Source organism: Mycobacterium sp. NGS68 (assembly GCF_059812195.1).
On the sequence record NZ_JCALCE010000052.1, the window covers coordinates 1 to 22,093 of the forward strand.

At 66.7% G+C, this 22,093-nt stretch carries 25 protein-coding genes; all 25 read right to left on the bottom strand.

The window, feature by feature from the left end; all coding sequences use genetic code 11:
• On the bottom strand, positions 1-860 hold an 860-nt coding region (locus AC5Y5V_RS29390; RefSeq protein WP_499942350.1), incomplete at its 3' end, for a peptidoglycan recognition protein family protein.
• On the bottom strand, positions 857-1,045 hold the full coding sequence (locus AC5Y5V_RS29395; protein WP_499942352.1) for a hypothetical protein: 189 nt from the start codon (positions 1,043-1,045) through the stop codon (positions 857-859). The genes AC5Y5V_RS29390 and AC5Y5V_RS29395, both read right to left, overlap by 4 nt.
• A gap of 277 nt (positions 1,046-1,322) precedes the next feature.
• Entirely contained in the window at positions 1,323-1,511 is a 189-nt protein-coding gene (locus AC5Y5V_RS29400; protein WP_499942354.1) for a hypothetical protein, read from the bottom strand.
• Between the two features lie 9 nt (positions 1,512-1,520).
• Complete coding sequence (locus AC5Y5V_RS29405; RefSeq protein WP_499942356.1) at positions 1,521-1,829, bottom strand: hypothetical protein; 309 nt, start codon at positions 1,827-1,829, stop codon at positions 1,521-1,523.
• A complete protein-coding gene (locus AC5Y5V_RS29410; protein WP_499942358.1) occupies positions 1,830-2,159 on the bottom strand; it encodes a hypothetical protein in 330 nt (109 codons plus the stop codon).
• Between the two features lie 31 nt (positions 2,160-2,190).
• Positions 2,191-4,824 carry a beta strand repeat-containing protein gene (locus AC5Y5V_RS29415; protein ID WP_499942360.1) on the bottom strand — a complete coding sequence of 878 codons (2,634 nt, stop codon included), beginning with the start codon at positions 4,822-4,824 and terminating at the stop codon, positions 2,191-2,193.
• Between the two features lie 2 nt (positions 4,825-4,826).
• Positions 4,827-5,675: a hypothetical protein gene (locus AC5Y5V_RS29420; protein WP_499942362.1), complete on the bottom strand. Its 849-nt coding sequence runs from the start codon at positions 5,673-5,675 to the stop codon at positions 4,827-4,829.
• A 10-nt stretch (positions 5,676-5,685) separates the two neighbouring features.
• On the bottom strand, positions 5,686-7,395 hold the full coding sequence (locus AC5Y5V_RS29425) for a hypothetical protein (protein WP_499942364.1): 1,710 nt from the start codon (positions 7,393-7,395) through the stop codon (positions 5,686-5,688).
• Positions 7,392-7,574, bottom strand: coding sequence for a hypothetical protein (locus tag AC5Y5V_RS29430; RefSeq protein WP_499942367.1), 183 nt, complete (start codon positions 7,572-7,574; stop codon positions 7,392-7,394). The genes AC5Y5V_RS29425 and AC5Y5V_RS29430 overlap by 4 nt, the downstream gene beginning before the upstream one ends.
• A gap of 2 nt (positions 7,575-7,576) precedes the next feature.
• The gene (locus tag AC5Y5V_RS29435) at positions 7,577-9,259 is read right to left on the bottom strand and encodes a DUF7257 domain-containing protein (protein WP_499942369.1); all 1,683 of its coding nucleotides are present in this window, start codon (positions 9,257-9,259) and stop codon (positions 7,577-7,579) included.
• On the bottom strand, positions 9,256-12,990 hold the full coding sequence (locus tag AC5Y5V_RS29440) for a transglycosylase family protein (protein WP_499942372.1): 3,735 nt from the start codon (positions 12,988-12,990) through the stop codon (positions 9,256-9,258). The genes AC5Y5V_RS29435 and AC5Y5V_RS29440 overlap by 4 nt, the downstream gene beginning before the upstream one ends.
• A 98-nt stretch (positions 12,991-13,088) precedes the next feature.
• Positions 13,089-13,433 carry a hypothetical protein gene (locus AC5Y5V_RS29445; protein WP_499942374.1) on the bottom strand — a complete coding sequence of 115 codons (345 nt, stop codon included), beginning with the start codon at positions 13,431-13,433 and terminating at the stop codon, positions 13,089-13,091.
• Positions 13,434-13,482: 49 nt separating this feature from the next.
• On the bottom strand, positions 13,483-14,058 hold the full coding sequence (locus tag AC5Y5V_RS29450) for a hypothetical protein (RefSeq protein ID WP_499942376.1): 576 nt from the start codon (positions 14,056-14,058) through the stop codon (positions 13,483-13,485).
• Between the two features lie 105 nt (positions 14,059-14,163).
• Positions 14,164-15,222 carry a hypothetical protein gene (locus tag AC5Y5V_RS29455; RefSeq protein WP_499942378.1) on the bottom strand — a complete coding sequence of 353 codons (1,059 nt, stop codon included), beginning with the start codon at positions 15,220-15,222 and terminating at the stop codon, positions 14,164-14,166.
• A gap of 82 nt (positions 15,223-15,304) precedes the next feature.
• Positions 15,305-15,730: a hypothetical protein gene (locus AC5Y5V_RS29460; RefSeq protein WP_499942380.1), complete on the bottom strand. Its 426-nt coding sequence runs from the start codon at positions 15,728-15,730 to the stop codon at positions 15,305-15,307.
• A 44-nt stretch (positions 15,731-15,774) separates the two neighbouring features.
• Positions 15,775-16,086 (bottom strand): HK97 gp10 family phage protein, encoded by a 312-nt coding sequence (locus AC5Y5V_RS29465; protein WP_499942382.1) that lies wholly within the window; start codon positions 16,084-16,086, stop codon positions 15,775-15,777.
• Positions 16,087-16,497, bottom strand: a complete 411-nt coding sequence (locus tag AC5Y5V_RS29470) for a hypothetical protein (protein ID WP_499942384.1) — start codon at positions 16,495-16,497, stop codon at positions 16,087-16,089.
• A gap of 8 nt (positions 16,498-16,505) precedes the next feature.
• Complete coding sequence (locus AC5Y5V_RS29475) at positions 16,506-16,748, bottom strand: hypothetical protein (protein WP_499942386.1); 243 nt, start codon at positions 16,746-16,748, stop codon at positions 16,506-16,508.
• A gap of 19 nt (positions 16,749-16,767) precedes the next feature.
• A complete protein-coding gene (locus AC5Y5V_RS29480; protein WP_499942388.1) occupies positions 16,768-17,319 on the bottom strand; it encodes a hypothetical protein in 552 nt (183 codons plus the stop codon).
• 3 nt (positions 17,320-17,322) lie between these two features.
• Positions 17,323-17,733, bottom strand: coding sequence for a hypothetical protein (locus tag AC5Y5V_RS29485; RefSeq protein ID WP_499942389.1), 411 nt, complete (start codon positions 17,731-17,733; stop codon positions 17,323-17,325).
• A gap of 2 nt (positions 17,734-17,735) precedes the next feature.
• Positions 17,736-17,993, bottom strand: coding sequence for a hypothetical protein (locus tag AC5Y5V_RS29490; protein ID WP_499942390.1), 258 nt, complete (start codon positions 17,991-17,993; stop codon positions 17,736-17,738).
• An 87-nt stretch (positions 17,994-18,080) separates the two neighbouring features.
• Positions 18,081-19,541, bottom strand: a complete 1,461-nt coding sequence (locus AC5Y5V_RS29495; protein ID WP_499942392.1) for a phage major capsid protein — start codon at positions 19,539-19,541, stop codon at positions 18,081-18,083.
• Positions 19,541-20,500 (bottom strand): HK97 family phage prohead protease, encoded by a 960-nt coding sequence (locus tag AC5Y5V_RS29500; RefSeq protein ID WP_499942395.1) that lies wholly within the window; start codon positions 20,498-20,500, stop codon positions 19,541-19,543. The genes AC5Y5V_RS29495 and AC5Y5V_RS29500 overlap by 1 nt, the downstream gene beginning before the upstream one ends.
• A complete protein-coding gene (locus tag AC5Y5V_RS29505) occupies positions 20,463-21,902 on the bottom strand; it encodes a phage portal protein (protein ID WP_499942397.1) in 1,440 nt (479 codons plus the stop codon). Before AC5Y5V_RS29505 ends, AC5Y5V_RS29500 begins: the two co-directional genes overlap by 38 nt.
• Positions 21,899-22,084 carry a hypothetical protein gene (locus tag AC5Y5V_RS29510; protein WP_499942400.1) on the bottom strand — a complete coding sequence of 62 codons (186 nt, stop codon included), beginning with the start codon at positions 22,082-22,084 and terminating at the stop codon, positions 21,899-21,901. Before AC5Y5V_RS29510 ends, AC5Y5V_RS29505 begins: the two co-directional genes overlap by 4 nt.
• Positions 22,085-22,093: the final 9 nt, after the last annotated feature.

Consider the following 22,093-nt stretch of genomic DNA (forward strand, 5'->3'; position numbering starts at 1 on the left):
GGGGTGATGCCGTACTTGAGGCAGTCCTGGACCAGGAGGTAGGCGGCGACGTCGATCGCGTTGGCCTGTTGCAGCCACTGCTCGCGGGTCCAGCTCGAGCGGCTACCGGCGAAGCAGAGGTTGATGGTTCGGCTGTTGCTGTTGCCGACGGACCAGGATGCCTGGTCGGTGTCGACGACGTCGATGACGGTGACCCCGCCGTCGGAGGCTTGGCTGACCACATAGTGGTAGGACACGGGGTTGGGGCCGTTCTCGGTGGAGATGAGGAAGTCGGCGAGGTCTTCGGCTGCGCGGTCGCCGCCGCCGCCTTCCTGTGTGTGGATCAGGGGGAGGTCGGGCTTCGTTCCGCCGCGGCTGCTGTTGTTGTCGCACCACTTCGGGAACTCGTTGAAGTCGGGGCGGTTCGGGTCGACGGCGGGTGCGGTCACGGTTCCTCCGGTGATTCGGTCGTAGAGGGCTTGGGCGTCGCCGATGCGCTCGTCGTAGCGGTCGGGGAACGCGGACTGCTGCACGGCTTGCGCGTAGGAGCCGGGCGAGTCGGGGCCGTTGTAGTCCAGGCGCGCGAGGCGGCCGAAGAACAGGCGTGCGGACTGGTAGGGGTCCATACAGGTGGCGGCGTCGCCCCACCACCAGCCGCTGCTTCCCTGCACGACCTGCTGCTGGAACAGCCCGACGCTGTAGCCGTCGGAGCCGACCGCGTCGTGTGGGATCGCCATGGATTCGGGCACTTTGTAGTTCGCGTAGTTCAGCCAGTCGGATTCGACGTAGACGGTGGCGAAGGCGATCACGATTCCGCGGGGGGTGATCCCGAGGTCGCGGCCTGCTTGCAGGACGTCGGCGGCGTACTGGTCGGCGCTCATCTCCCCAGCAGCCTCTCCGTAACCTGGTGCGGCCGGTCCGAGATGCGCAGCCATCCGTCGGGTCCGTGGATGGGGCGGCCGCCGTAGCGGTGGTTCATGTCGGCGAACACCGCGGCGAGTTCGGCTTTCGCTTCGGGGGTGAGTTCGCCGGTGAGCGGGTTCGGCCGCCGCGTGGGTGCTGTCATCGGTGGTCTTTCTTGTGGTCGTGGTGGATGGCTCGGTAGCAGTAGCCGAGGATGATGAGTCCGAGGGTGGCGAAGATCGCGGACATGGCGATTTCGCTCAGTGATTCACGGAGCATTTCCGCAGTGGCCGTATCTGTTTCGCGATCGCAGCGGGCAGCAGGTGCAGCACCATTACGCGAATCGCGTAACACAGAGGCGTGTGATCGGCGGCCGGGCAACCGCAGGTCAGGCAGCGCGCCTCGAGAGGGATGGCGCGCGGGGTATTCATGGCACGCCGCTACTTCCCGTTGAGCACCTTGTTCAGCGCGGCGCACAACTTCTCGGCGTCTTCGCGGGTGTCGCGGAACGCGATCGGCGCGGTGCTGTGGGGCTGGTCGTCGTGCTCGAACACGATCGGGAAGTGGCGCCCATACTCGGTGGGATTGTCGGGGAGTTCTTTGCGGGCGACGGGTGCGACGACGAACATCGTTGTGTCCTATCCGAGTTGGGGGTTTTCGGCGATCATTTTGGCGGCGAGTGCTTCTTGGACGCGGGGGTCGTTGAGCATCTGTTTGGCGGCGGCGACTTTGGCTTTCCAGAGGAGTTCGGCGAAGCACCAGCGGGTTTCGGCGAGTTCTCGTTCGAGCTTCTTGACGCGGGCGGCGACGCTGGTGGCCGACGGCGCGGGCGCGGCCTTCTTCGCGGGGGCCTTCGCGGCAGTCGGCGTGCGTGTGGCTGTTTCCTTCTGTCCGGCTGCGGGTTTCGCGGCGGCGCGGCGGGTCGAGCGGTTTGGGCTGTCGGGCACTTACTTTCCTTTCTTGGCGATGCTGAACTTGTCGGCGAGGTCAGCGGCGGTGTAGACGAGCAGGTTCCGGCCGTTCCAGACGAGGTAGGTGGGCATCCAGTCCTCGAGGTTCTCGCCGACGTAGATGGAGTGGTTGTCGGCGAGCGGCAGGGTGATTTGCCAGCGGGGTACGTCGTTTTCGGCGAGGGTGAACACGGTGGTGGTGCCGTGGAGGTTGGCGCCGTAGGTGGTGCGAAGTTCCTCTAGGGCCGCGTTGGCGTCGTCGATGTCGGTGAAGTCACCCCAGGCGGCGAGGGTGTCGACTTTGCGGGTTATCTGGATCTCTGTCATTCGAGTCTCTTTCGATTGGGCTGCTTACGGTTTAGGCCGCACTCCGGTTCGCCAGTGCGGCGGCCCAGTAGGAGATGACACCGCTGGCTTCTCCGGTAGCGGACTGTGACCCGGAGGCGACGATGTAGCCGGGCTGGATGTAGTCCCCGGCAGCGAGGTAGATCGTCCACGAGTCGTGGAACACCCGGTCGGCTGATGCCAGACCGCCGCTTCCTTGCCTGTAGGCGGACCCGTTCTTGAACAGCACGAGCCGGTGGACCTGCGCGAGCGAGCTGTTGAATAGCAGGCCGTAATCCACCGTGTACCAGCCCGCGTAGGACGCGGTGTAGATGTTCCCCGCTGCGGTGTAGGTCCAGTCGGCAGTGGCCTGGTCCTGGTTCCCGAAAAACCCGCTGGACGAGAGGATTTGCGCGGTCCCGTTCGCGGTGAGCGACACGGTGCCGGTTGAGGTGCGGTTACGGGAGATCCCGGAGCCGATGGTGTCGGGGGGCTTCGGGATCAGGTTGACCGCAACCGAGATCCACTGGTTGGTGGTGGTGTAGGACGCGGTCGCGGAGAACGACACGGTCGCTGCGCCGGCCGCGTCCCCGGCGAGGACCGCGAGGTACCGCGAGATCGCGGAGGCCAGTGTGCTTCCCGGATTCGAGCGGCTCGTCTGGTTGTAGGACGACAGCGTCTCCGAGGAGAGAGCGCTGACCGCGAACTGCTGCACCACCACGTTGCCGGTAGCGGAGGCAACCGACGAGTGCGACGGGCTGCTGTTGCCGCCGGTGTTGCTGGACACGGTGCCGACGCCTTTGACGCCGATGTAGGAGCTTGCCGAGCCCGCGATGATGTAGACGGCAGCGTCACCCGTGAAATTCACGCTGATCGCCTTGGAAGCACCGGTCGGCGGGTTCTTGATTCCGTAGATCAGGGAGGCAAGAACGTCCCCGCTAGGGAGGAACGTCACATCGGCGTTCAGTTGCGTGGCAGGGGAGCCTCCCACTGTGACGGTGTAGGCGCCGACCGATGACGCTCCCGAAATGATGATCGAGAATCGCACAATCGCGTAGTCCGCGGTGGCCGCGATCGTCAAGGTTCCCGACGCCGTCAACGACGTACTGCTGCCCGTCGCGGTCGTCAGGCTCGCGGTCGCGTCATGCGAAATCCCGCTGCCGGGGTTTGGGGGAATCAGCACGTTGGTGTTCGGGATGGCCGTCAATTGCGGCGTCATGTCCGCAGCCGTGTTCCCCGACCCGGACCCGCCGCTGATGGCGTTAACCACGGTGTCGAATCCGGACTGCATATCCGTCGACATGTCGCGTGTGACGTTCGGCACGGCGGCCTTCTTGATCACCGTCCCAAGCGATGTCGAGCCGAACAGGTTGTTGAACACCGACTGCAGGTTCGTCTTGATCGTGGTCACCAGGTTGCCGACACCGGAGCCGCCGTTGACCGCCTGGTGCAGGTAGTCCACAACGTTCTGGATGTCGCTGGACATCGCCGCGGTGATGTCCGGTATCCGCCCCACCGCCAGCGTCCCGCTGGTGATAATCGACGCCGCCAGGTTCGGGATCAGACCGGTAGTGAAAGTGCCCGAAGTGATAATGGACGCAGGCAAATTCGGGATCAGCGAACCCGAGATCAGGCCCGTGATGTTGCTCAGCTTGCCCGAGTCGAACAGGCCGCCGCTGGTGATGTTGCCCAGCAGCGTCGTGATCGCGGTCCCGCCGACTGTGGCCGCCGACGTCAACGCGCCCGACCACGCACCGCCGGACGTCAGGTTCGTCAAATAGCCCGAGAGACTGGTAATCGCCGAAATCGCGAGCGCCGGAATCTGCGCAGTATTGAACGTGCCCGACGTGATGATGCTGGCCGGCAGATTGGGGATGCGGCCCGTCCCCAGGGTCCCGGACGTGATGATGCTCGCGGCCAGGCTCGGGATGTTCGTCGCCGCATCCAACAACCCCGAAACCAGCGACGCCGAAACGCTTCCCACCAGATTCGAGCCCGGGAAATTCTGCAGCGCCGTCTTGATCGTCGACACTGCATTGCCCGTCGAGCTGCCGCCGTGCACCGCCTGATAAATGAGGTCGGCGATGTCCTGCTCAATGTCGGTGATCCCCGAAACCAGGCCGCCTGCAATGGTTTTGCCCCACGACCCGTCCAGGTCCGGGATCAGGTCCTGTAGGAACTCACCCGAGGTCACCAGCGACGCCGGAATGTCGGGCAGGTGGATCAGGTCGAACACGCCGCTGGTGATGATGTTCGCGGGCAGGTTCGGTATCGCCGCGCCCTGCAGTAGCGTGCCGATCGTGGAGCCGCCGAACAGGTTTCCCACCAGGTCGCTCAGGCCGTCATGGATGTCGTCGGCGGTGTCGGCGATCAGGCCCAGGCCGGTGGCGATCTTGGACCGGAGGTTGTCGAACAGGTCACCGGAGACCGCGCCGTGGATCAAGTCGCCGATCTCGACCAGCGCGTCGTAAGGGTGCCAGCCGAAGATCTCGATCGCCCCCAGCGCGACAGCGACCTTCCCCAGGAACGCGTCGACGAGCTGCTTGATGATCTCCTGCATGCTCTGCCAGGGCTTCGGTAGTTCCGGCGTTCCGCCGGCGCGCGGAGGCTGGTTGTGGATCGGATAGTTGGGGACCGCAGTCGCCCAAATCGGCGGTGTCTCAGTCATTGTCAGACCGGGATCGCCCAGACTTCGAAGATCGTTGTGGAGTTGCTGGCGACATAGGTGTCAGACCCCGAGCGGCGCTCGGTCCGCAACCAGATGACCGCCGAGTTCCCCGCGCTCACCCGGTCGTAGCTGTCACCGCTGTTCGCCGGGCACGCTGAGACGATCGTGAGCCTGTCCTTATCGCCGGCCAGGCCGACGCAGCGCCCGATCACGTTGCCGTCCGTCTCGCCCCCGAGGCGTGCCACAAGATCGACCGCGACGTCCGAGCCGGTGCCGGTGATGACGGTCTGCGCGAACACCATCGGCCGCCAGTCGAACGGCTTGGCCGTGATCGCGATGTAGGCCATCGTGAAGTTGGCGTTGCCCGACGGGACACTGTTGATGCTGGCCGGCACGTGGCGGCTGGCGATCTTCTGCGGGGCCAGCTCGAAGCCGTCGAGGTCGTCGTTGATGACCAGCATCTGTCCCGCCACGGGCGATTCGCTGTAGTCGCTCGGATCGAGCGTGGTGTCGCCGTCGTCGCCCTTCGGGCCCTTGCGCATCGTGGAATTCAGCTGCCAGACGCCAGGAGTGTCGTCGTCGGGCGGTGTGATCGTCGACCACGACATCGAATCCGGGGTTGGGTCGTCGGCCTCGAGGACGGTGGTGATGACTTCCGGGTCGATCTCGGCGTGCTTGCCTGAGTCGCCCTTGACCAGCGGGCCGACGCTGCCAACGCCACCCGTCGGCGTGCCGACGAGGAACAGGATCTGCGCGTTCGGGTCGGACTCCTTCAGCAGGCGCGCTTTGATGTCGACTTCCCAATACTCTTTGTCGTCAACAACAACGGTGGGCCACGGCTCGACAGCCAACTCAGCCTCCTTACGATTGCGGGGTGATGGTCACGACGTTCAGGGCTTCCTGCAGGCCGGTGATCTCGCGCTGATGCCGCGCGAGCGGCGCCTCTTCGCCCTTGCCGTCACTGATTTGGATGAGCAGCTCGCGCTCGGTCGGGCTGATCTTCCACAGGATCAGCTCCATGTAGTCGGTGAAGATCTTCTGGGCGCCCGACGGTGAGGCGTAGACGAGCGACATCAGGCCGCCGCGCGCGAGGTCGCGGCCGAGGGCGATCACTGAGCTGTGACGCAGAATCACCTGCGCCGACGTGTAACCCCTACTATCCCAAATCGCGTTGATGAAGCTGAACAGGGCTTCTACGTTGTACGGGGCGGAGTTCGTCGGGGTGAAGACCTCGATGCCGGGGTGATACGGGCCGACACTGTCTCTGCGGCTGTAGATTTCGATCATCTGGAACGCCAGCAGCGTGTCGTTCATGAAGCCAGCCAGCAGGTCTCCGGGGATGCCGGCGATTCCGATCAGAATCATCAGGCTGTCGATCAGCCACGAGAGCGTGGCGTTGATCAGGTCGTTGAGCCACTTCGGCGATTTGCCGCCGATGATGTGCTGCCAGCCCTTTGGCGTGTGGTCGAAGATCTCGCACGAGATCAGCGGGCTGTGCGCGTCTTCCTCGCCCGGCCGCGGCGCGACGACCACCACGAGCGGCTTGACGAAGTTCAGGCCCAGCTTCGGCGCGACGTACACGCCCTGCGGAGCCCACTGGCTGTTCTGGCCGAACAGCGGCACCAGCTCCTCGCTGAATAGCGAGCCGCGCAGGTCGACCACGGTGCGCAGCACCGAGTCCAGCGCGGTTTTCGTCGGGCCTTCGACCTGAGAGCGGTCGGTGACCGTCACGACATAGGTGACCTGATCGAGGTTGGCCCACCGGTCGGGTTGTGGCATCCCGGGCCGCCACAGGTCGACGCGGACGTCGATGCCGTACGGCTTGGTGATGTCGATGATCACCGTCCCGCACGACTCCATCCGAACGGTCCGCGCGTACAGCGGCGACGTGTCCAGGAACGGGTTGTGACGCACCACGTAGATGGGCGTCTTGAGCATCGTGAGGATGTTGCCGTTGGACTGCAGCAGCGTGCCGAACCATGCGCGCACATCGCCTCGCAGCGAGGTCACGTTGTTGACGAATTCCCAAAGGCCGGACTGGATTCGCAGCGCGCACTCGGAGATCATGTTCTCGATTAGCGTGACCAGGGGCGCGACGAAGATCGCGTGCGAAAACGGCTGAAATGCCAAGGGCATGAACCACACCGGCCAGATCTGCAGGTAGTTCAGGATGTCCCAGATGCCGCGCAGGAACAGCGTCGAGGTCCAGGCGGCGTTCTCCATCTTCCAGCCGTGCTTGTCGACGTAGAACGGGAACGTCATTCCGCCGACTTCGCACTCGACCCCGACCAGGGTGCTGCGGCATTCCATGAAGGTCTCGACGAGATCCGAGGTGCCCTTGACCTGGAGGGTTGAGGTCGGCACGTTGTTGCGTGGATCAGTGCCGTCGCCCTGCATGAGGTCGCCGCCGATCGGGCCGACACGGTTCCACAGCCGGTCGTTGACGAAGAACTGAAAGTCCAGCGACACCGCGGAGTTGATCTCGGCCAGCTTGTCGGCGGCCGCGGCGCGCTGCTCGATCGTGCCGTGCTGCAGCTGGTCGTTCAGGCGCGCCAGCTCGTCGCCGGTCACGTCGCATCCTCGGAAAGTGGTGCGCCGCAGTCATCGCACTTGCGGATGACGCCGAGCGCCGTGACACCGTGTGTGGTCAGCAGGCACAGTGCCGCCGCGTAGCCGCTGGGCTTGAGACACCGCGGACACCAGAGGCCCGTCGTCACCGTTGTGGGGACGACGTTGATGATTACGGCCATGGCTAGAGCGGGTATCTCCGCAACGGCGTCCCCGACGCAATGATCATCGAGTCGGCGTTTCCGTTCTTGATCGACACCGGAATGTGCTGATACTCGGCCGGTTTGCCGGGAGACTTCGCCGGGATCGGATTGCTGAAGCTGCCCGAGAGCAGGCTGTAGGGGTGGCCCTGTGGGGGCACGATGCCGAATACCGACTCGATCTGCTGCAGCAGCGGCGGCACGTTGCCGGCGGTCGCGAAGCTCAGGAAGTCCTTGAGCGCCTGCTTGAAGTTGTTCAGCTCCTGCGGTGTCGGTGCCACCGACGTCATGTCAACCACGGGCCGCTTTTCCCGGTCTGTGTTGACCTGCATCACCTGGTTGGGTAGCAGCGGCCCGAACTCGACGAATTCCGTTGCACCCGGCCCGTTGCCGAGACTGAAGATCCCGGGGCCGAAGCAGGTGTAGCGCGGCGGCATGACCTGGTCGCCGTTGTTGATCAGCTTCACGAACCCCGACTGGGTGACGGTGGCGTTGTCGGCGGCGCTCCACTTACTCACCGACGCCGGGGTGGCCTGGGTGAGGATCGCCGCGCCCGCGTGCATGCCGAACCCGGCGCCGCGGTAGCCCGCGCCCACCATCGCGCCCTTGTCGACGCAGGACATGATCTCCACGCCGTTGCGCTTCACCTTGTACAGGAACGGGTTTCCCTCGTATCCGCAGACCAGGGTGAACGTTTCGCCCTTCCGTGGCGGTAGGATCGGCTTGACCCGCAGCACCGCCTCGACGCCGTTGATGAACCGCGACAGGACCATCAGGCCCAGGCCGATGCGTACTCGGGTGCCGACGTCGCCGATGTCACCGGTGGCGGTGTTCATCCGCCCCCAGATGTAGGTCGAGGCGTTGTCGGGGAACGACCACTCGGGGAAGCTGCCCAGGGTGACGCTGACGATCTGGTTGTCGGTGTCGGTGTCGAAGTCCGCTCGCCGGCACACGACGGTGCGGCCGCCGGTGAGGATCGGGTCGTCGGGGTCGTCGATCCACGCGGCGCCGTGGCCGGTGGCCTTGATGTAGCCGCCGCCGGTGCCGGAGTAGTCGACTTCCCAGTCGTCGCCGAGATCGTCTGCGACGTAATCGAATACGTCGGAGCTGGAATCATAGGCGAGCGCGAAGTTGTCGATGCTGTCGAAGGACCGCCAGAACGCGTCGTCGACCTGCCACATCTGAGTGAAGGTCTGGCGGTTGTGGATCGCGCCGCGCAGCATGTCCGGTGGCGTTTTCAGCCAGCGCACATCGGTCCACCATCGCCCGAGTTCCGGTGTGAACCAGGCGAGTTCGCTGGTTTCCATCTGCTCGTTGCTGGCGATCCAGTCCCGCACAATCCGGCGCGTGGCCTTCGCGTCGGGGCCGATGATTTCCAGCTCGGCACTGACCTCGCACGGGTCGAACAGGTTCGCCACGGTCGTCGCGCCGTGCTGGGTGGCGCCCTTCTGCGTGATGAGCTGCCACGGCGGGATCAGGCCCTTGAGGGACTTGACGATGATCGCCGGCTGCCGGGGGTCGTGGAATGGCGCGGCCGTACCGCCCATGAGCCGGAACTCCACCGAGTCATCCGGCGACCACAGTGACAGGCACGGCAAATCGCCCTTCAGCAGGTGGTATTCGCCATGCGGGGTCAAACCCTCGGGGTAGCGGATCGGCGTCGTCATGCGTACATCGCCGTGAGCTGGTTGGTCAGCGTGTTGCCCATCGAGTTTTCGTTGTTGATCTGGGCACCGTTGATCGTGAGGTTGTTCGTGACGTTCTTGCTCTGGTCGATGTTCTTGGTGTTGGGGTCTTCCTGGCCGGGGATGCCTCGGCCCTGGCCGCCGGGGCCGCCCTGGCCGACAACGTCTTCGGCTTTCGGCGGCTGGTTGGGGTCCTGGTCCTGTCCGGCGCTCTTGCCGGACATGTTGGGCAGCACGGGGCGCGCGCCGACGACGGCGCCGCCGATCTTCGTCAGCCAGTTGTTAGTGGCCAGCTGTGACCCGGCGGGCAGGAACGTCTCCTGCAGGCCCTGCACCGCGATGCCCGCCACCTGGCCGCCGTAGGCGATCGCGCGGTTGATCTCCTGGACGCCGATCTGCATGGCGGCGTTGGCCACCGCGGCGCCCGCCGATCCGCCGCCACCGCCACCCATGGCATCAGCCCCCATGCCGGCGGCGGAGATCGCAGAGCTTGCAGCGGAAGCCAGCAGGCCGAACAGACCCCCGCTGGGGCCACCGAATCCGGGCCCGGTGCCCTCCGGGGGCGCCTCACCGCCGATGCGGACCTGATTGGGAGCCGGAGGGGGGCCGCCCATCGGGCCCGGGCCGGGGACGCCGCCGACACCGGGCGGCACATCCGGACCGCCGGGCCCGCCCGGGCCGTCGCCGAATCCGGCGCCACGGAAGCGCGGACCACGGGCGCCGCCCCCGCCCGGCATGCCGCTAGGACCGGCTGGGATACCACCGCCGCCGGGCACCGGAGCCGACTGCCCGAACCTGGTGTGGACGTGGCCGTGGTGGTCGCCGTAGTCGCCGGAATAGTCGGTGTTGAACGGGAATCCGACCTGCATGCCACTCTGCGGATTGCTCCAAATCACCTGCTCCGCAAGCCCGTTGTTCGCCAGATATTGGGAGAACGCGTCGAGGCGGCCGAGCTCGTCGGGCGTATAGCCAGCACCGGACATGTTGGCCTTGCCCGCCGGCCACCAGTCGATGCCCCGGTTCTGACCCGAGCGCTCCTGATGTCCGGCATAGGTGCTCGGCTCAAGGCCGAACGAACGGCCCAGTTGGTAGACCCAGTCGGGAAAGCCGGGCTTGCCTTGGCGGATGTCGGTTCCGGCCGGGAGGCCGTACGGAATCCCGCCACCGCCACCCGGGGCAGCGTAGGCGCTGGGCGCGGCACCGCCCGGCTGCCAGCCGAGCTGACCCCAGGTCTGCGGCCAGAGCGACTGCGGGCCGCCGCGCGCACGAAGCGCGTTCTGGCCCGCCTGGATCTGCTGCTCACGGGTGGCGTCCGCCGGGTTGTCCGGGGCGCCGGGAGGTTTGGCGGACTTCCACGTCTGCAGGTCGAATTGCAGGCCGCCGTAGTGCCCGTTGTGCCCGCTGTCTCGATCATTCCAGCGGCCGCCCGCCTCAGCCTGCGCCAGCGCATCCCAGTTCAGCCCACTGATGGGCGCGGCGCCCGCGGCACCTGCGGCCGGATGACCGCCCCGGCCCTGATCGCTGGGGTGGGCCATGAACCGCGGCCCGAACAGTCCAGAGCTGGCCATCATCCCCGCCAGGCCGCTCCCGGCCGAACCCGGCTCGTAACCCGTGGCCGCCTGCGCGCCCTTCAACGCGCCCAACAGCGGCGCCGCCGCCAGCGTCGCGATGAACTTCGTGACGTTCTCCGCGATCCCCGCCAGGCCCTTGCTGACCCCGAAGTCCTGATCCAACGCGGCGCCGAGCTCCCCCATCGAGGACAGCCAGTCCTTGATCTGCTTGTTCTGCTTCTTGAAGATGTCGTCGCGCGCCTCGAACAGCCGCAGCTCTTCCTGCTCCTGGTGGCGCTGGGCCTCGACGACGTCGTTACGGGCGTCGAGGATGTCCTGCTCGGTCGCGTTGGCGTCGTGCTCGAGCTGATTGAGTCGGGCGCGCTTCTCGGCCAGCTTGTGCCGCGCGTCCAGGAAGCTGGATTCAGCGCCGTAGAGCGACGACGACATCGGCAGGTTGCCGAACCCTGGCGGCAGCGTCGTGTCGTACGGCACCACAGGGGCTTTCGGCAGGTGCGGGCCGCCGGTGGTGCGGGGGTCCAGGAAGTCGGGGCCACCCAGGCCGCCGCCGCCAGGGGCGCCGGGACCCTGCGTGAGCCAGCGGTGCATCGGCCCCCATCCGGGTCCTGCCGGAGGCGTCGGGCCAGGCGGCTTGACCGGCTCGTGGTAGTACGGCACCAGTTCGGGCGGAATTGGGCCCTTGCCCTCAAGCCACTGCTGGTAGCCCTTCGGGATCTTCCCGTACTTTCCCTCGCCGTCCTTACCCTCGCCATGCGCTTTGCGATACTCTTCCTCGGCCTTGCGCTTCGCCTTGATTAGCTCTCCGGGTGCGCCGGGTGCGCCGGGTGTGTAGTCGCGCTTAGCGCCCCGCTCGCCGCCGCCCATGTTCATCAGCGCCAACACTTCCGCGACAGCGGTGCCGGCCACTGCGAACGCCGCGGCGATCTTCGTCGCCCCGGCCGCGGCCGATGCTGGAATCGTGATCCCCAGCATCGTGTTGATCGTTTTCAGGCTGGTGATCAGCGCCGCGACACCCTCGATGGTCTTCCACGCGCCGAACGCGACGACCACGCCGTAGATCAGCTCCTTGTGCTGACCCAGCGCCTTCATGATGTCGCCCAGCACATGCAGCAGCTCCCCGCCGACCTCGACCGCATTCTTGAAGAAATCCCGGATCTCGTTCTGGTGCTGGGAAACCCACGCCCCGAGCTGGTCCATCTTCTGCTGGATGGCCTTGAGGACCTCGACCATGCGGTTGCCGCCCTCGGACGGGGTGCCGAACATTGCGCCCAGCAGGTTCGCGCCCGCCCGCCCGATCGAGGTCTTCACGTTCTGGATCGAGCCCTCGATCGTCTCGCCCATGGCCTTGGACATGCCGCCCGCGTGCTGCTCGATGGCCTTCATCAGCGCCGACAGGCTGATCTGGCCCTTCTCCTGCATCTTCTGGAACTGGTCGCCGGTGAGCTTGAAGGTGTCCTGCATCCACTTGGCCACCGGGATGTTCTTCTCCATGAACTGCAGCGTCTCTTCGCCCATGAGCCGGCCCTTGGCCTGCACCTGGCCGAACACCAACGCCAGTTCGTCGAAGCTGCGCCCGGAATAGCCTGCGGCGTCAGCGATATCGGTCAGGTACTGCTTGAGCTGCTGGCCCTGCTGGATTCCCGAGCCAAGGGCCACGGTCGTGGCGCCCATCGCCTGGCTCAGCGCGATCGGCGTGCCCGTCACCACGTCGTTGACGGTCTTCATCACCGCCGCGACGTCGATGCCCGCCTGGCCCGACGCCTGCAGGGTCTTGCTCAGGTTCTGCAGGCGGTGGGTGGCGGCGTCGATCGCCTCGTAGCGCTCGAAGCCCTTGAACAAGGTGTAGCCCGCGGCGCCGATGAGGCCGCCGGCGGCCGCGGTGAACGCCGTGCCCAGCGCGCGACCGGCCAGCGCCCCGGCCTTGGCGCCCGCGCCCTCGTAACCCGAGAGCAGCGAGTGCACACTGCTGACACCCGGGAGCGAGCGCGCGAGCTGGCCGCCGAAGCCCGTGCCGAAGTTCTGCCCGGCCCGCTGCCCCGCCAGGCCCAGGCGGTGTTCCAGGGCCTTGCCGATCTGCTCCTCGCCCAGCTTCGTGCGGGCCATCTCGGCCTGCATCGCCTGGTTGAACGCCTCACCCGACACGCCACCGGCCTTGGCGAAGCGCGCTACCAGGCGGCGGGCGGCGACGTCGGCGGCGCGCTCGTCGAGCCTGGCCAGGATCTCAGCATGTATGGCGATTTCTAACTCACCTCCTGCCAGAGCGAATAGAGCCCGCCGGGCTCATTGGGTTGGTTTTTGTTGCGCTCGTGTTCGTCCGCGCGCTCGCGCATCCGGGACGCCGAAAGGAACAGCCGGGCGCCGTATTCGTCGGCCTGCGCGTCGGGCACGTACGCGGCCCGCAGCACCGACGACTCATTGGCGACCTGCAGCACCGCCTGCTTCCACTCGGCCGGCTCACCGCCGCGCATGGCCCCGGCCACCGCGCCGTCCTCGGGCGGGAAGTCGGCGTAGATCGTGCGGGTCTTGGTCTTCTCGTCGTCGACCACCGAGGCCCCGAACAGTTCGAGCAGCTCGTAGCTGCTCATCCGGCCCTGATGCCAGTCGGAAATGTGCGCGTGGAAGTACCGGCGCAGATCACTGGCTATCTGACGCGGGAACTGTCTCCAAAACGCCAGCGCCTGCATCACTTTTCGAGTCGTCTTCCTCGCGAGCTGCCACGTCGAGGCTCTGCTGGTTCCAGATCCGCCACACGTCGGCCGAGGACTTACCGCCCGCGCGCAGCCGCTCGTAGTCCTTCTCGCCGAGGACCGCCTGGACCACGCGCACCGAGTGCGGCGGCTTGATCAGCGTCGTCACGCCGTCGACCGTCTTGCGGTAGGGCTCGAGCAGCGGGCCCGGGCGCGTCTCGGACGGCAGCTTGATCTCGTTGCCCGCACGGTCTTTCACCGTCTGCTCGGGAATGTAGATCTCGGGGCCGCGGTCGTAGGACTCGGTCTCGAACATCAGCTCGTCGTAATCGGACAGGCGGTCGTCGTCCATGAGCCGCAGATTCGGATGTGGCGGAATCATCAGCGTGGTTCCGTCGTCGAGCGTGAGCGGCTTAGGCTCGAACACACTCTTGTACGCTTCCGCCTGCTCGCGCGCGAGGCGCCCGTTGTCATCCTTGGGCTTGTCGGCCACCGGCTGGTCGGGCTTGTCCTGCTTGGTCATGTCGGCTGAAATCCTTTCGGCTGTGAGGGTTGTCGGCTGTGGCTGCGCATGGTGAAGCCCCGGCGGGCGCAGCCGACCACGCCCGCCGGGACGGTTTGAGGGGGACTACGGCTGCGTGATCGAGACGACCGCGGTCTTGGCGGTCGCGCCGTCGTCGTCGGTGACCGTGATCTGGTAGTAGCTCGTGGTCGCCGTTGTCAGGCCGGTCAGGCTGAATGTCGCCACCCCGTTGGACACCGAGGGCGACGCGCCGCCGGTGGGTGCCGACGGGCTGGTCATCGACGAACTCGCCGACTTGGCCGTGGCGTAGGTGTACGGCGAGGTGCCGCCGATCGGCACGCGCACAGCGATAGTCGCCGTGGTGGCGGCCGTCGGCGTGCCGACCGGGGCGTCCACGGTGAACGTCAGTGCGGGCACCACGCCCTCATCCCACAGCGGGCCCGACGTCCAGCGGCCGTCGATCATCGGGACACCCAGCGAGTCGACGAAGAACGGGTCGATCAGCCGCGTCAGCGTGAACTTGGCCTCGTCGGGGTCCTTTTTGTTGCCCTTCTGCGAGCCGATGTCGGTCAAGACGCAGAACGGCATCGGGAAGGCGTTGCGCTCGATCTTGCCGCCCATGGTGTCCTCGTGCATGACGATGACCTGGCGCGGAACGAAGACCGGGTCGCTCGACTCGCCCTGGAAGTAGGTGCCCGAGCCCGCAGCGCTGTGTAGCACGTCGACCAGCGGCAAGTTGTACTGGATGCAGTGCACCCACGGCACGTTCTCGCGCGGGGTGAACATCAGCGTCTTGTCGCGCTTCTGCATGTCCGCGCGGGCCGGGTCGATCGACTGCAGGATCTCCAAGTTGTCGTTGTCGATCTTCGGCGCACGCTCGATGCCGTCGGGGTGCAGCGTCGCCATCGGGTAGAAGCCAAGGTTGGGCGCGGTGTTGTACACCCACTTGCCGTCGGAGTTCTTCTTGATCGCGAACAGGTCGTCGCGCCAGTTGCCGTCCAGCGCCATCGGGGCGCCGAACGCGCTGCCGGGGCTGATGTTGGTGTCCGCGCCGTTGTAGTCGCGGACCGCGATCGCCCACCGGCCGCCGCGACGGATCCGGAGGTTGTCCAGGTAGGCAAGCCCAGCCGCCTTGAAGCTGACGCCATTTGCCGGTTGTGACATTTACTCATTCCTTTCACGGGATGGGTTGAACCGGAAGGGAATCCGGCGAACAGACCCCTGCGATCTGCAGGGCGATTGGTTCTCAGCCCAGGGGGGGTGAGGCGTTGGCGAACTTCAGACTCAAGGCCCAGGTGGTGACGAGCCTGGCGACGGCAGCGGAGGCGGGGTCGGTGGCCATCACCGACGAGTACGGCGGCGGGTCGGGCCGCGGCCCTTCGGTGCATTCGCACCATTCGCAGTTCGCGATGCTGTTGTCGGTCATCAGAACGTCGGTCAGCGGGTCCTCGACGAGCACCATCATCCGCGCCGACGCGCGGTCCATCTGCCGCTGGCACTCGGTCTCCGACGCGGCGATGGTGTGCAGTCGGATGGTCGGCAGGTCGCTGACGAAGTCGTTGCCGCCGGTGACGCGGTTGACCATGAAGTACGGCAGTGGACCGCCGGCCTTCCACCGTTTCGAGCCGACATTCAGCGGCGAGTCGGCGATTGGCAGCAGCCACGCGATCACGAACGCAACAGCATTAGGCGCCGTGCGCCCGAGTTGGGGCTGAGTCACAGCGCCGCGGGCCCGGGATGGTTGAAGTGAGCCTCGAGCTTCGCGCGCGGCGCGAACTCCGGGGTGTCCTCGGTGCCGTACTCGATCAGGTTCGCCTTATCGTCAGTGGCGCTGACCCGGCCCTTGAGGCCGACGGCCCACTTCGTCACCTTGATCGAATCCCGGTACTCGCCGGTGTCCACCGGAGCGAGCTCTTTCCACTCCGGCACAACCACATCCGTCATGAACTTGTCGATCTGCGCGTTGACCTTGGCGTCGGCCTTGAGCTGGCGGTCCAGGTCGGGAATCAGCTTGTCCAGCTCGGACATTCAGCCCTCCTGGTGCTCGCAGAAGCATTCGACATGCGAGGCTCGGCCGCCAAAGTCTTTCCACAGCACGGCATCCCCGCGCATCACGTACGTACGGCCGTCGTGGCGCAGCTTGCGGTCGGCCTTCAGGTCCGCGACTGCCAGCGGTGCCGGCTCGCCGTCGTCGTCCACCGCCGGGATCTGGTCGCCGTCGACCGGTCCGACCACGAGCGCCGTCTCACTGGTCGACACCGTCAAGCCCTGCTTCTCGGTCACGTTCTGCGTGTTGAGCACGCAGCCGTCCCACCACACGACGCTCTCGGTGGTCTCCGGCTCGCCGAACTCGGTGACGACCGGCGCATCGTCGACGTCGAGGTTCTGGACGTCGGTGACGATGCCGATCCGCTGGCCGCCGATGGCGCGGACTGCCATGAGCCGGACTACTTCTCGGATTCGCCCTCGGCGGCGGCGCGCTTGCCGCGGGTGCGCGCCGGTGTGGTCTCGTCGGCCTTGCTGTCACCGACCGCGACGTGCACGTGCTCATGCGGCTCGAGCTGGCCGGCCTCGACCAGGGTGGCCGCCTGCTTGTCGTCGAGGTCGACGAGTGCGCCGGCGCGGGTGTGATGGACGGTCTTGCCGTCGACCAGGAACGCGCACGGCGCGATGACGTTGTACAGGCCCATTGGGTGTTCCTCCAAACGCTTAGGGGCTGGGCAGGATTCGGAACTGAGACAGAACCGCAGCCAACTGGTCGTCCGTTGACAGCTGGTCTTCGAGCCACTCGTACTCGACGACGTTGACCTTCTTGCTCTTGAGGTCCGGGCTGTCGCGCAAGGACTCCTGCGAGCGTGTATCGACGAGCCCCAGGATGGCGTCTCGCCAGTCGGCGGCCTCGGCCTCGGTGAAGCCGTGGGTGATGGTGACGCTGATCGCGCCGTCGCGACCGGTCCAGCGGCCGAACGGTTTGGTGAGCGTGCCTTTGCGGCGCGACCGGTCCAGCTTCGACACGTCCACGGAGTCACCGCATTCGGTCACCGAGGCCACCGACACCAGGTTCAGCGTGGGCAGCGACAGCACGCAGCCGCCTGGGCCGTCGAGATCCAGGACCTCATCGGTGCGCACCGGAGAGACATGCCAGCCGCAGTACCGGCGCGCGGCGGCCAAAGCGGAGTCGATGGACGCCTGCGCAGCGGGCGGGTCGGCGAACCGGGCCCGGACCGCGGCAGGTAGGTCGCCGGGGGCCAGCTCAGCCATCGGCTACGAGCGCGCGACCGGGTTATTGCCGGCGCTGCCCAGCAACGCGGTGGCCGCCAGGACGCCGCCGGTGGTGGCGCTGGTGGCCGTGATGACGATCCGGACGTAGCGCTTGTTGGGGCGGACGCCGAACGAGTTCCACACGTTGTCGTCGGTGGACGCGAACGTCGGCAGGGACCCCTGGACGCGCCACGTGTCGACCGCGGCATATCCGGAGCCGCTAGAGTCGGACTCCTCGACCGTTACCGCGTAGCTGCCGTCGGTCAGCGTCCCTGAGTGGATGACGAACACGACGTCGCGGAAGTTGTTGCTGTACAGCGCCGTGTCGATGGCGACGCCGTTGGTGGTGCCGGTCTGCACGGTGCCCGAGGCGAGGGCCTTGACCGCCAGGGACTGCGAGTAGAGGGTGCGCATGATCAGTCGTCCTCCGGGGAAGTGGATTTGGTGCCAGCGGCCTTGGCCGGGGCTTTCTTGGCGGGCGTCTTCTTGGGTGCCGCGCGCAGGCCGCCGGGCTCTGCCACCGCCTGTTCGACGGCGCGGAAGGCGACGTTCTCGTCGACTTCGGCGAAGTGGCCGGCGTGGGTCTTGAGGATCGGGTCGTCGCCGTCGACCTGGAACCCGTTGGGATACACGCGGTCCCCGAAGGCGAACGCGTCGATGCAGCGGAAGCTCACTGGATTATCTCCTTTGGTCTGTTCCCGAGCGGCTGCGGCGCACGCAGCATGTCGCGCGCCGCAGCCGTTTTCGGTCTCTGCTCGGGACTACGTGACGTTCAGAAGGCGGAACGCGGCGTCGTTGACCGAGTCCGCACCCACGCGGCACCAGGCGTGCCAGCCGGCCTGGCCGGTGGGCCGCCCGCTCCCGCCGAACAGATGCGGGATGTAGGACATGGTCACACCCAGACGGTCGGCGATCACGTAGTTCTGGAAGTCGCCGTACACCAGCGCGTAGTTCTCCGCGGAGCCGTCGATGACGCCGTCCATGGCCTCCGACACGAAGTCGGGACGGCCCAGCAGGTCGGCCTTGCGGCCGTCGGCCAGGAAGCCCCACAGCGCGGCGCCGCCCGCGGTGTCGAACCTGCGCATCAGGTTGTAGATCTTGCGATGCGCGAGCCACGACGCGTTGGCGGCGTAGCGGGCCGGCAGCGCCCCGTCGAGGTTGTACACGTCCGCCAGGGCGAAGGTATCCGTGGACGCCGAGGTGACGATCACCGTCGGCGAGCTGGCCACCAGGGCGGTCACGATGCCGGTCGGCTGGCCCGAACCTGAACCGGTGGCGAACGCGACACCCTCCTTCGCGTCCTTCTCGAACGCGATGAAGTTGGCGACGTCGTTGGCCAGGCCCGGGGCGTCCATGGCGATCTCATGCGAGACCGGCACGAACACCTGGAACTTGTAGATCGGGATGCTGGGCTGCGCCAGGGTCGGCGCGTCGTCGGAAACCTCGGCAGCCTCCGCGTCCCATGAGCCCGTGACGCCGGCCGAGGAGATGCCGTTCCAGGTGTCGCCGGTGGCGGTGACCACGCGGGAGATCTGGCGGATCTGGTTGACCGAGCCGTTGGCCGTCAGGATGACGGTCGGGTCGAGCTGGAACGGCACCAGGTAGCCGCCGGCCGAGTCGGTCAGCGTCATTGCACGCGAGATGGCACCCTGCTCTTCGGCGGTCAGCGCCGCCATCTGGCCGTTGGCCCGGATGAGCTTGGTGAACGCCTGGCCGTAGAGCGGCGAGGTGGTGTTCAGCACCAACTCGGTGGCCTTCATGTTCCGCTCGTCGTCGCGCTCGACGAACCGGGTGGCGGCCTCGCGGACCTTGTCCTCGGCGAACGGCATCCTCTCGACGCAATTCAGCGCGCGCGAACGCAGCTCACCGTTCACGCCGGGGCCGCCGTAGCGGATCTCCGAGGTGTTCCACGGGTCGCGGTACTTGCCCATGCTGCCCGGCTGGGCGCCGAAACGCTTCTCAGGCTTCTGGTCCACGACCGTAGCGCCGCGAGTGTCGTCAGCCGCGGCGGTCGACGGCTCGCCGGCGGCGCGAACCTCGGCCAGCGCCGCATCGTGCTCGAGGTCCAGGCGCAGCGCGTGCACCTCGCGGAACTCGTCCAACAGCACCGGCACCTGGGCGTGGTCCTCGGCGGACTTGGTCTCCTTGTTCTTGAGCCGCTGGAGCTCGTCCTGGATGTTCTTCTCGCGCTCGATCGCTTCGGCGATGGTCTTGATCTTCATCAGTTCACCCCTTTCATGGGTGGTGTCGATTCCCTTGTGAGCCGGACGAATTCGAACGCGTCATCGAAAAGCTTCTCGCTTAGCGATGAGCGCGCTTCGGTGGCCGGATCGGCGGAAGGGTTGTCGGGTGCGGATTCCGTTGAGTGCTCCCCGGCCTCGGGTGAGGTGGTTCGCGGCTCGTCGTTGTCCTCATCCGAGTGCTCGACGGCCCCACCGGGGGTGTCTTGCGGCTCTTCATCGGACTCGCCCCGCTCGGGGGCGTTCTCTGCTGCGGCGTCGGCACGCAGTAGAAGTTCAGCGAGCAGTCTGCGCTGCTCCGGTTCCTGCAATCTGGCCCGGTCGATCTCGACGATTCCCGCCGAACGGACCGCAGCCGAGGTCTCTTCGTAGGCCGGCCACACCACTGGCCCGACCTCGGCGACCTTGACCTCCTTGAGTGTCCGCAGCAGGGGCAACCGCTCCGGATCCTCAGCGTTGAGCAGGCTGATCAGCTCGCTCTCGGTCTTGATGACCTTGCCGTTCTTGTCCCGCCACTCGTCGTTGACGACCGAGAACCGGAAGCTCATGCCGTCGATCGCGCCGGTGGAAATCGCCTCGCGGATCAGGTCGATGATGATGTGCTGACCGAGACGAGCCTGGACGTGCAGGCCGCGGTCGTCCTCTTCGATATTGGTGATGGTGCCGATCGGGATCGACCCGATCAACGGGTGGTGGCCGTGGTCGAACTGGAACTTCGGCGTCCGCTCCCGCAACGACTTACGGAACGCGCCCGGCGCGATCTGCTCGTCGAACGTGCCCTCCCACGAGTCGATCCGGGTCGGGCTGTTGAAGACCGCCCCGTACCCCTCGAAGGTCAGACCGTCGTTCCCCTCACCTTCGCCATCGCGGGTGAGGGTGAAAGGGACTGAGCGGCAGACGTCGTCACGCGGGGGCGCTTTCGAGGCTTGTCGAGCCGTCACTGTTCCTCCTTAGAAGCATGAGCGGTGGGACGCTTTTGGTCTCGGCGCCGTTGGTGCTGGCCGCAGGCGGCGGTCCTGCGCCGGGCTGGAACAACTGCACGCTGGTCAGCCCGGAGTGGACGAGAAGATTGATGTCGCCGGAGTCGACCGCCTTCACGGCCGACTCCGCGGTGAACCCTGACGTCACGAAGGTGTTGATCGTGGCGGCACGGACGGCGGCGATGTTCGCCGCGTCGGCCTCGTCCTCGCGCAGGAACGGGATGTCGGTGGCGTCGTACCAGAGCCGTGCCGAGGCTCTCGGCGGCGGCACGACGCGTTCAAGCGAGCCTGCGGCGTTCCCCCACAGTGGGTGCATGGTGCCGTCGGCGAACCGGCGCCGGGCCTGGCCGTAATTGGAGTACGTCGCCGCCTCAAGCCCCTCGGACAGACCCACGATGATCGGCGCGACGCCGGCTGCGGCCGCCACCCGCGTCTCGCCGCCGCCGCGGACCTTCTTGAAGTCGATCTCGCGGAAGTTTGAGCCCACCACGGTCGCGTCTGCGCCGGGGTACAGGTTGAGGTTCTTCCAGGCGTTCTCCACGCCGCCGAGCTTGGATTGCAGCTCGTCGCCCCACTTCTGCACCGCCGCGGGGTCCGCGCCCGCGGGGTGCTTGATGATCATGTTCACCGTGGCGCCGTTGTCGAAGAACTTCCGCTGATGCCGCGTCATCGCCTGGTCCGCCTGGATTTCCCGCAGGATCGGCGTCAGCCAGGACATGCCGGTGAACACCGCAAGCGGGTCAGGGATCGGGGCGAAGTGCGCCACCTCGTCGACGGTGAACGGGACGCCCTCGTTCTGCGATGCCGCGCCGCCCTCGGTGTACAGGTAGCCGATCTTGACCCAGCCGACCTGGCCGGTGCCGCGGCCGCCGGACGCCTTGTCCATGGTGCGCGGCTTGCCGATGATCTGCACCCAGTCGGGGCGCAGGCGCACCAGCTCGTCGCCCTGGCGCACCCAGTAGCTGTTGCCGGCCAGGTCCGCGTCTTGAATCATCCGGCTCAACATGTCCTGCGTGGTGCCGCCCGACCATGGCCGCTCCAGCACCCGCAGCGTCTCGTCCGCGAAGGTGTCCGACGGCTTGCCCTTGAGGAACTGCTGGAACTGGAACCGGACGCTGGAGAACACCAGCTGGCGCACCAGCATGCAGGCGAACACCACGCCGTTGGCCGCATACGCCTGAGTCGCGAGGCCCTGGAAGTTGTCGGCCGGGCGCTCGGTGCCGGTGCCGGCCAAGGTCTGCATCAGCGACGGTGTCTGATAGCCGAGCCCGGACTGCATGTACAGGCTGACCATCTGCCCGTATTCGTCGAGCGTCATCCGCTCGGGGCTTTGCGCGCCGCGCAGGCGGTCCAACAGCCTCACGTGGCGCTGTCCTCACGCAGGACCAGCCATCCGGTGGCCGCGGCCGTGGGGCCCAGGAGCCCGCCGGCGGCCACCAGCGCCCAGCCGACGCCAGCCAGTACCGCAACGCCGGCGACCACGAGGCCAATGCACACCGTCACCGCCGCGACGGTGGCGGCGAACACTGCCTGAATCGCTGTCACCGAGGCTCC

What these genes read in the sequence shown, in the direction of transcription:
- AC5Y5V_RS29395 (WP_499942352.1), bottom strand. Translation starts at nt 1,045, where the DNA reads ATGACAGCACCCACGCGGCGGCCGAACCCGCTCACCGGCGAACTCACC.
- AC5Y5V_RS29400 (WP_499942354.1), bottom strand. Translation starts at nt 1,511, where the DNA reads ATGTTCGTCGTCGCACCCGTCGCCCGCAAAGAACTCCCCGACAATCCC.
- AC5Y5V_RS29410 (WP_499942358.1), bottom strand. Translation starts at nt 2,159, where the DNA reads ATGACAGAGATCCAGATAACCCGCAAAGTCGACACCCTCGCCGCCTGG.
- AC5Y5V_RS29415 (WP_499942360.1), bottom strand. Translation starts at nt 4,824, where the DNA reads ATGACTGAGACACCGCCGATTTGGGCGACTGCGGTCCCCAACTATCCG.
- AC5Y5V_RS29430 (WP_499942367.1), bottom strand. Translation starts at nt 7,574, where the DNA reads ATGGCCGTAATCATCAACGTCGTCCCCACAACGGTGACGACGGGCCTC.
- AC5Y5V_RS29435 (WP_499942369.1), bottom strand. Translation starts at nt 9,259, where the DNA reads ATGACGACGCCGATCCGCTACCCCGAGGGTTTGACCCCGCATGGCGAA.
- AC5Y5V_RS29445 (WP_499942374.1), bottom strand. Translation starts at nt 13,433, where the DNA reads ATGAGCAGCTACGAGCTGCTCGAACTGTTCGGGGCCTCGGTGGTCGAC.
- AC5Y5V_RS29450 (WP_499942376.1), bottom strand. Translation starts at nt 14,058, where the DNA reads ATGACCAAGCAGGACAAGCCCGACCAGCCGGTGGCCGACAAGCCCAAG.
- AC5Y5V_RS29455 (WP_499942378.1), bottom strand. Translation starts at nt 15,222, where the DNA reads ATGTCACAACCGGCAAATGGCGTCAGCTTCAAGGCGGCTGGGCTTGCC.
- AC5Y5V_RS29465 (WP_499942382.1), bottom strand. Translation starts at nt 16,086, where the DNA reads ATGTCCGAGCTGGACAAGCTGATTCCCGACCTGGACCGCCAGCTCAAG.
- AC5Y5V_RS29470 (WP_499942384.1), bottom strand. Translation starts at nt 16,497, where the DNA reads ATGGCAGTCCGCGCCATCGGCGGCCAGCGGATCGGCATCGTCACCGAC.
- AC5Y5V_RS29475 (WP_499942386.1), bottom strand. Translation starts at nt 16,748, where the DNA reads ATGGGCCTGTACAACGTCATCGCGCCGTGCGCGTTCCTGGTCGACGGC.
- AC5Y5V_RS29480 (WP_499942388.1), bottom strand. Translation starts at nt 17,319, where the DNA reads ATGGCTGAGCTGGCCCCCGGCGACCTACCTGCCGCGGTCCGGGCCCGG.
- AC5Y5V_RS29485 (WP_499942389.1), bottom strand. Translation starts at nt 17,733, where the DNA reads ATGCGCACCCTCTACTCGCAGTCCCTGGCGGTCAAGGCCCTCGCCTCG.
- AC5Y5V_RS29495 (WP_499942392.1), bottom strand. Translation starts at nt 19,541, where the DNA reads ATGAAGATCAAGACCATCGCCGAAGCGATCGAGCGCGAGAAGAACATC.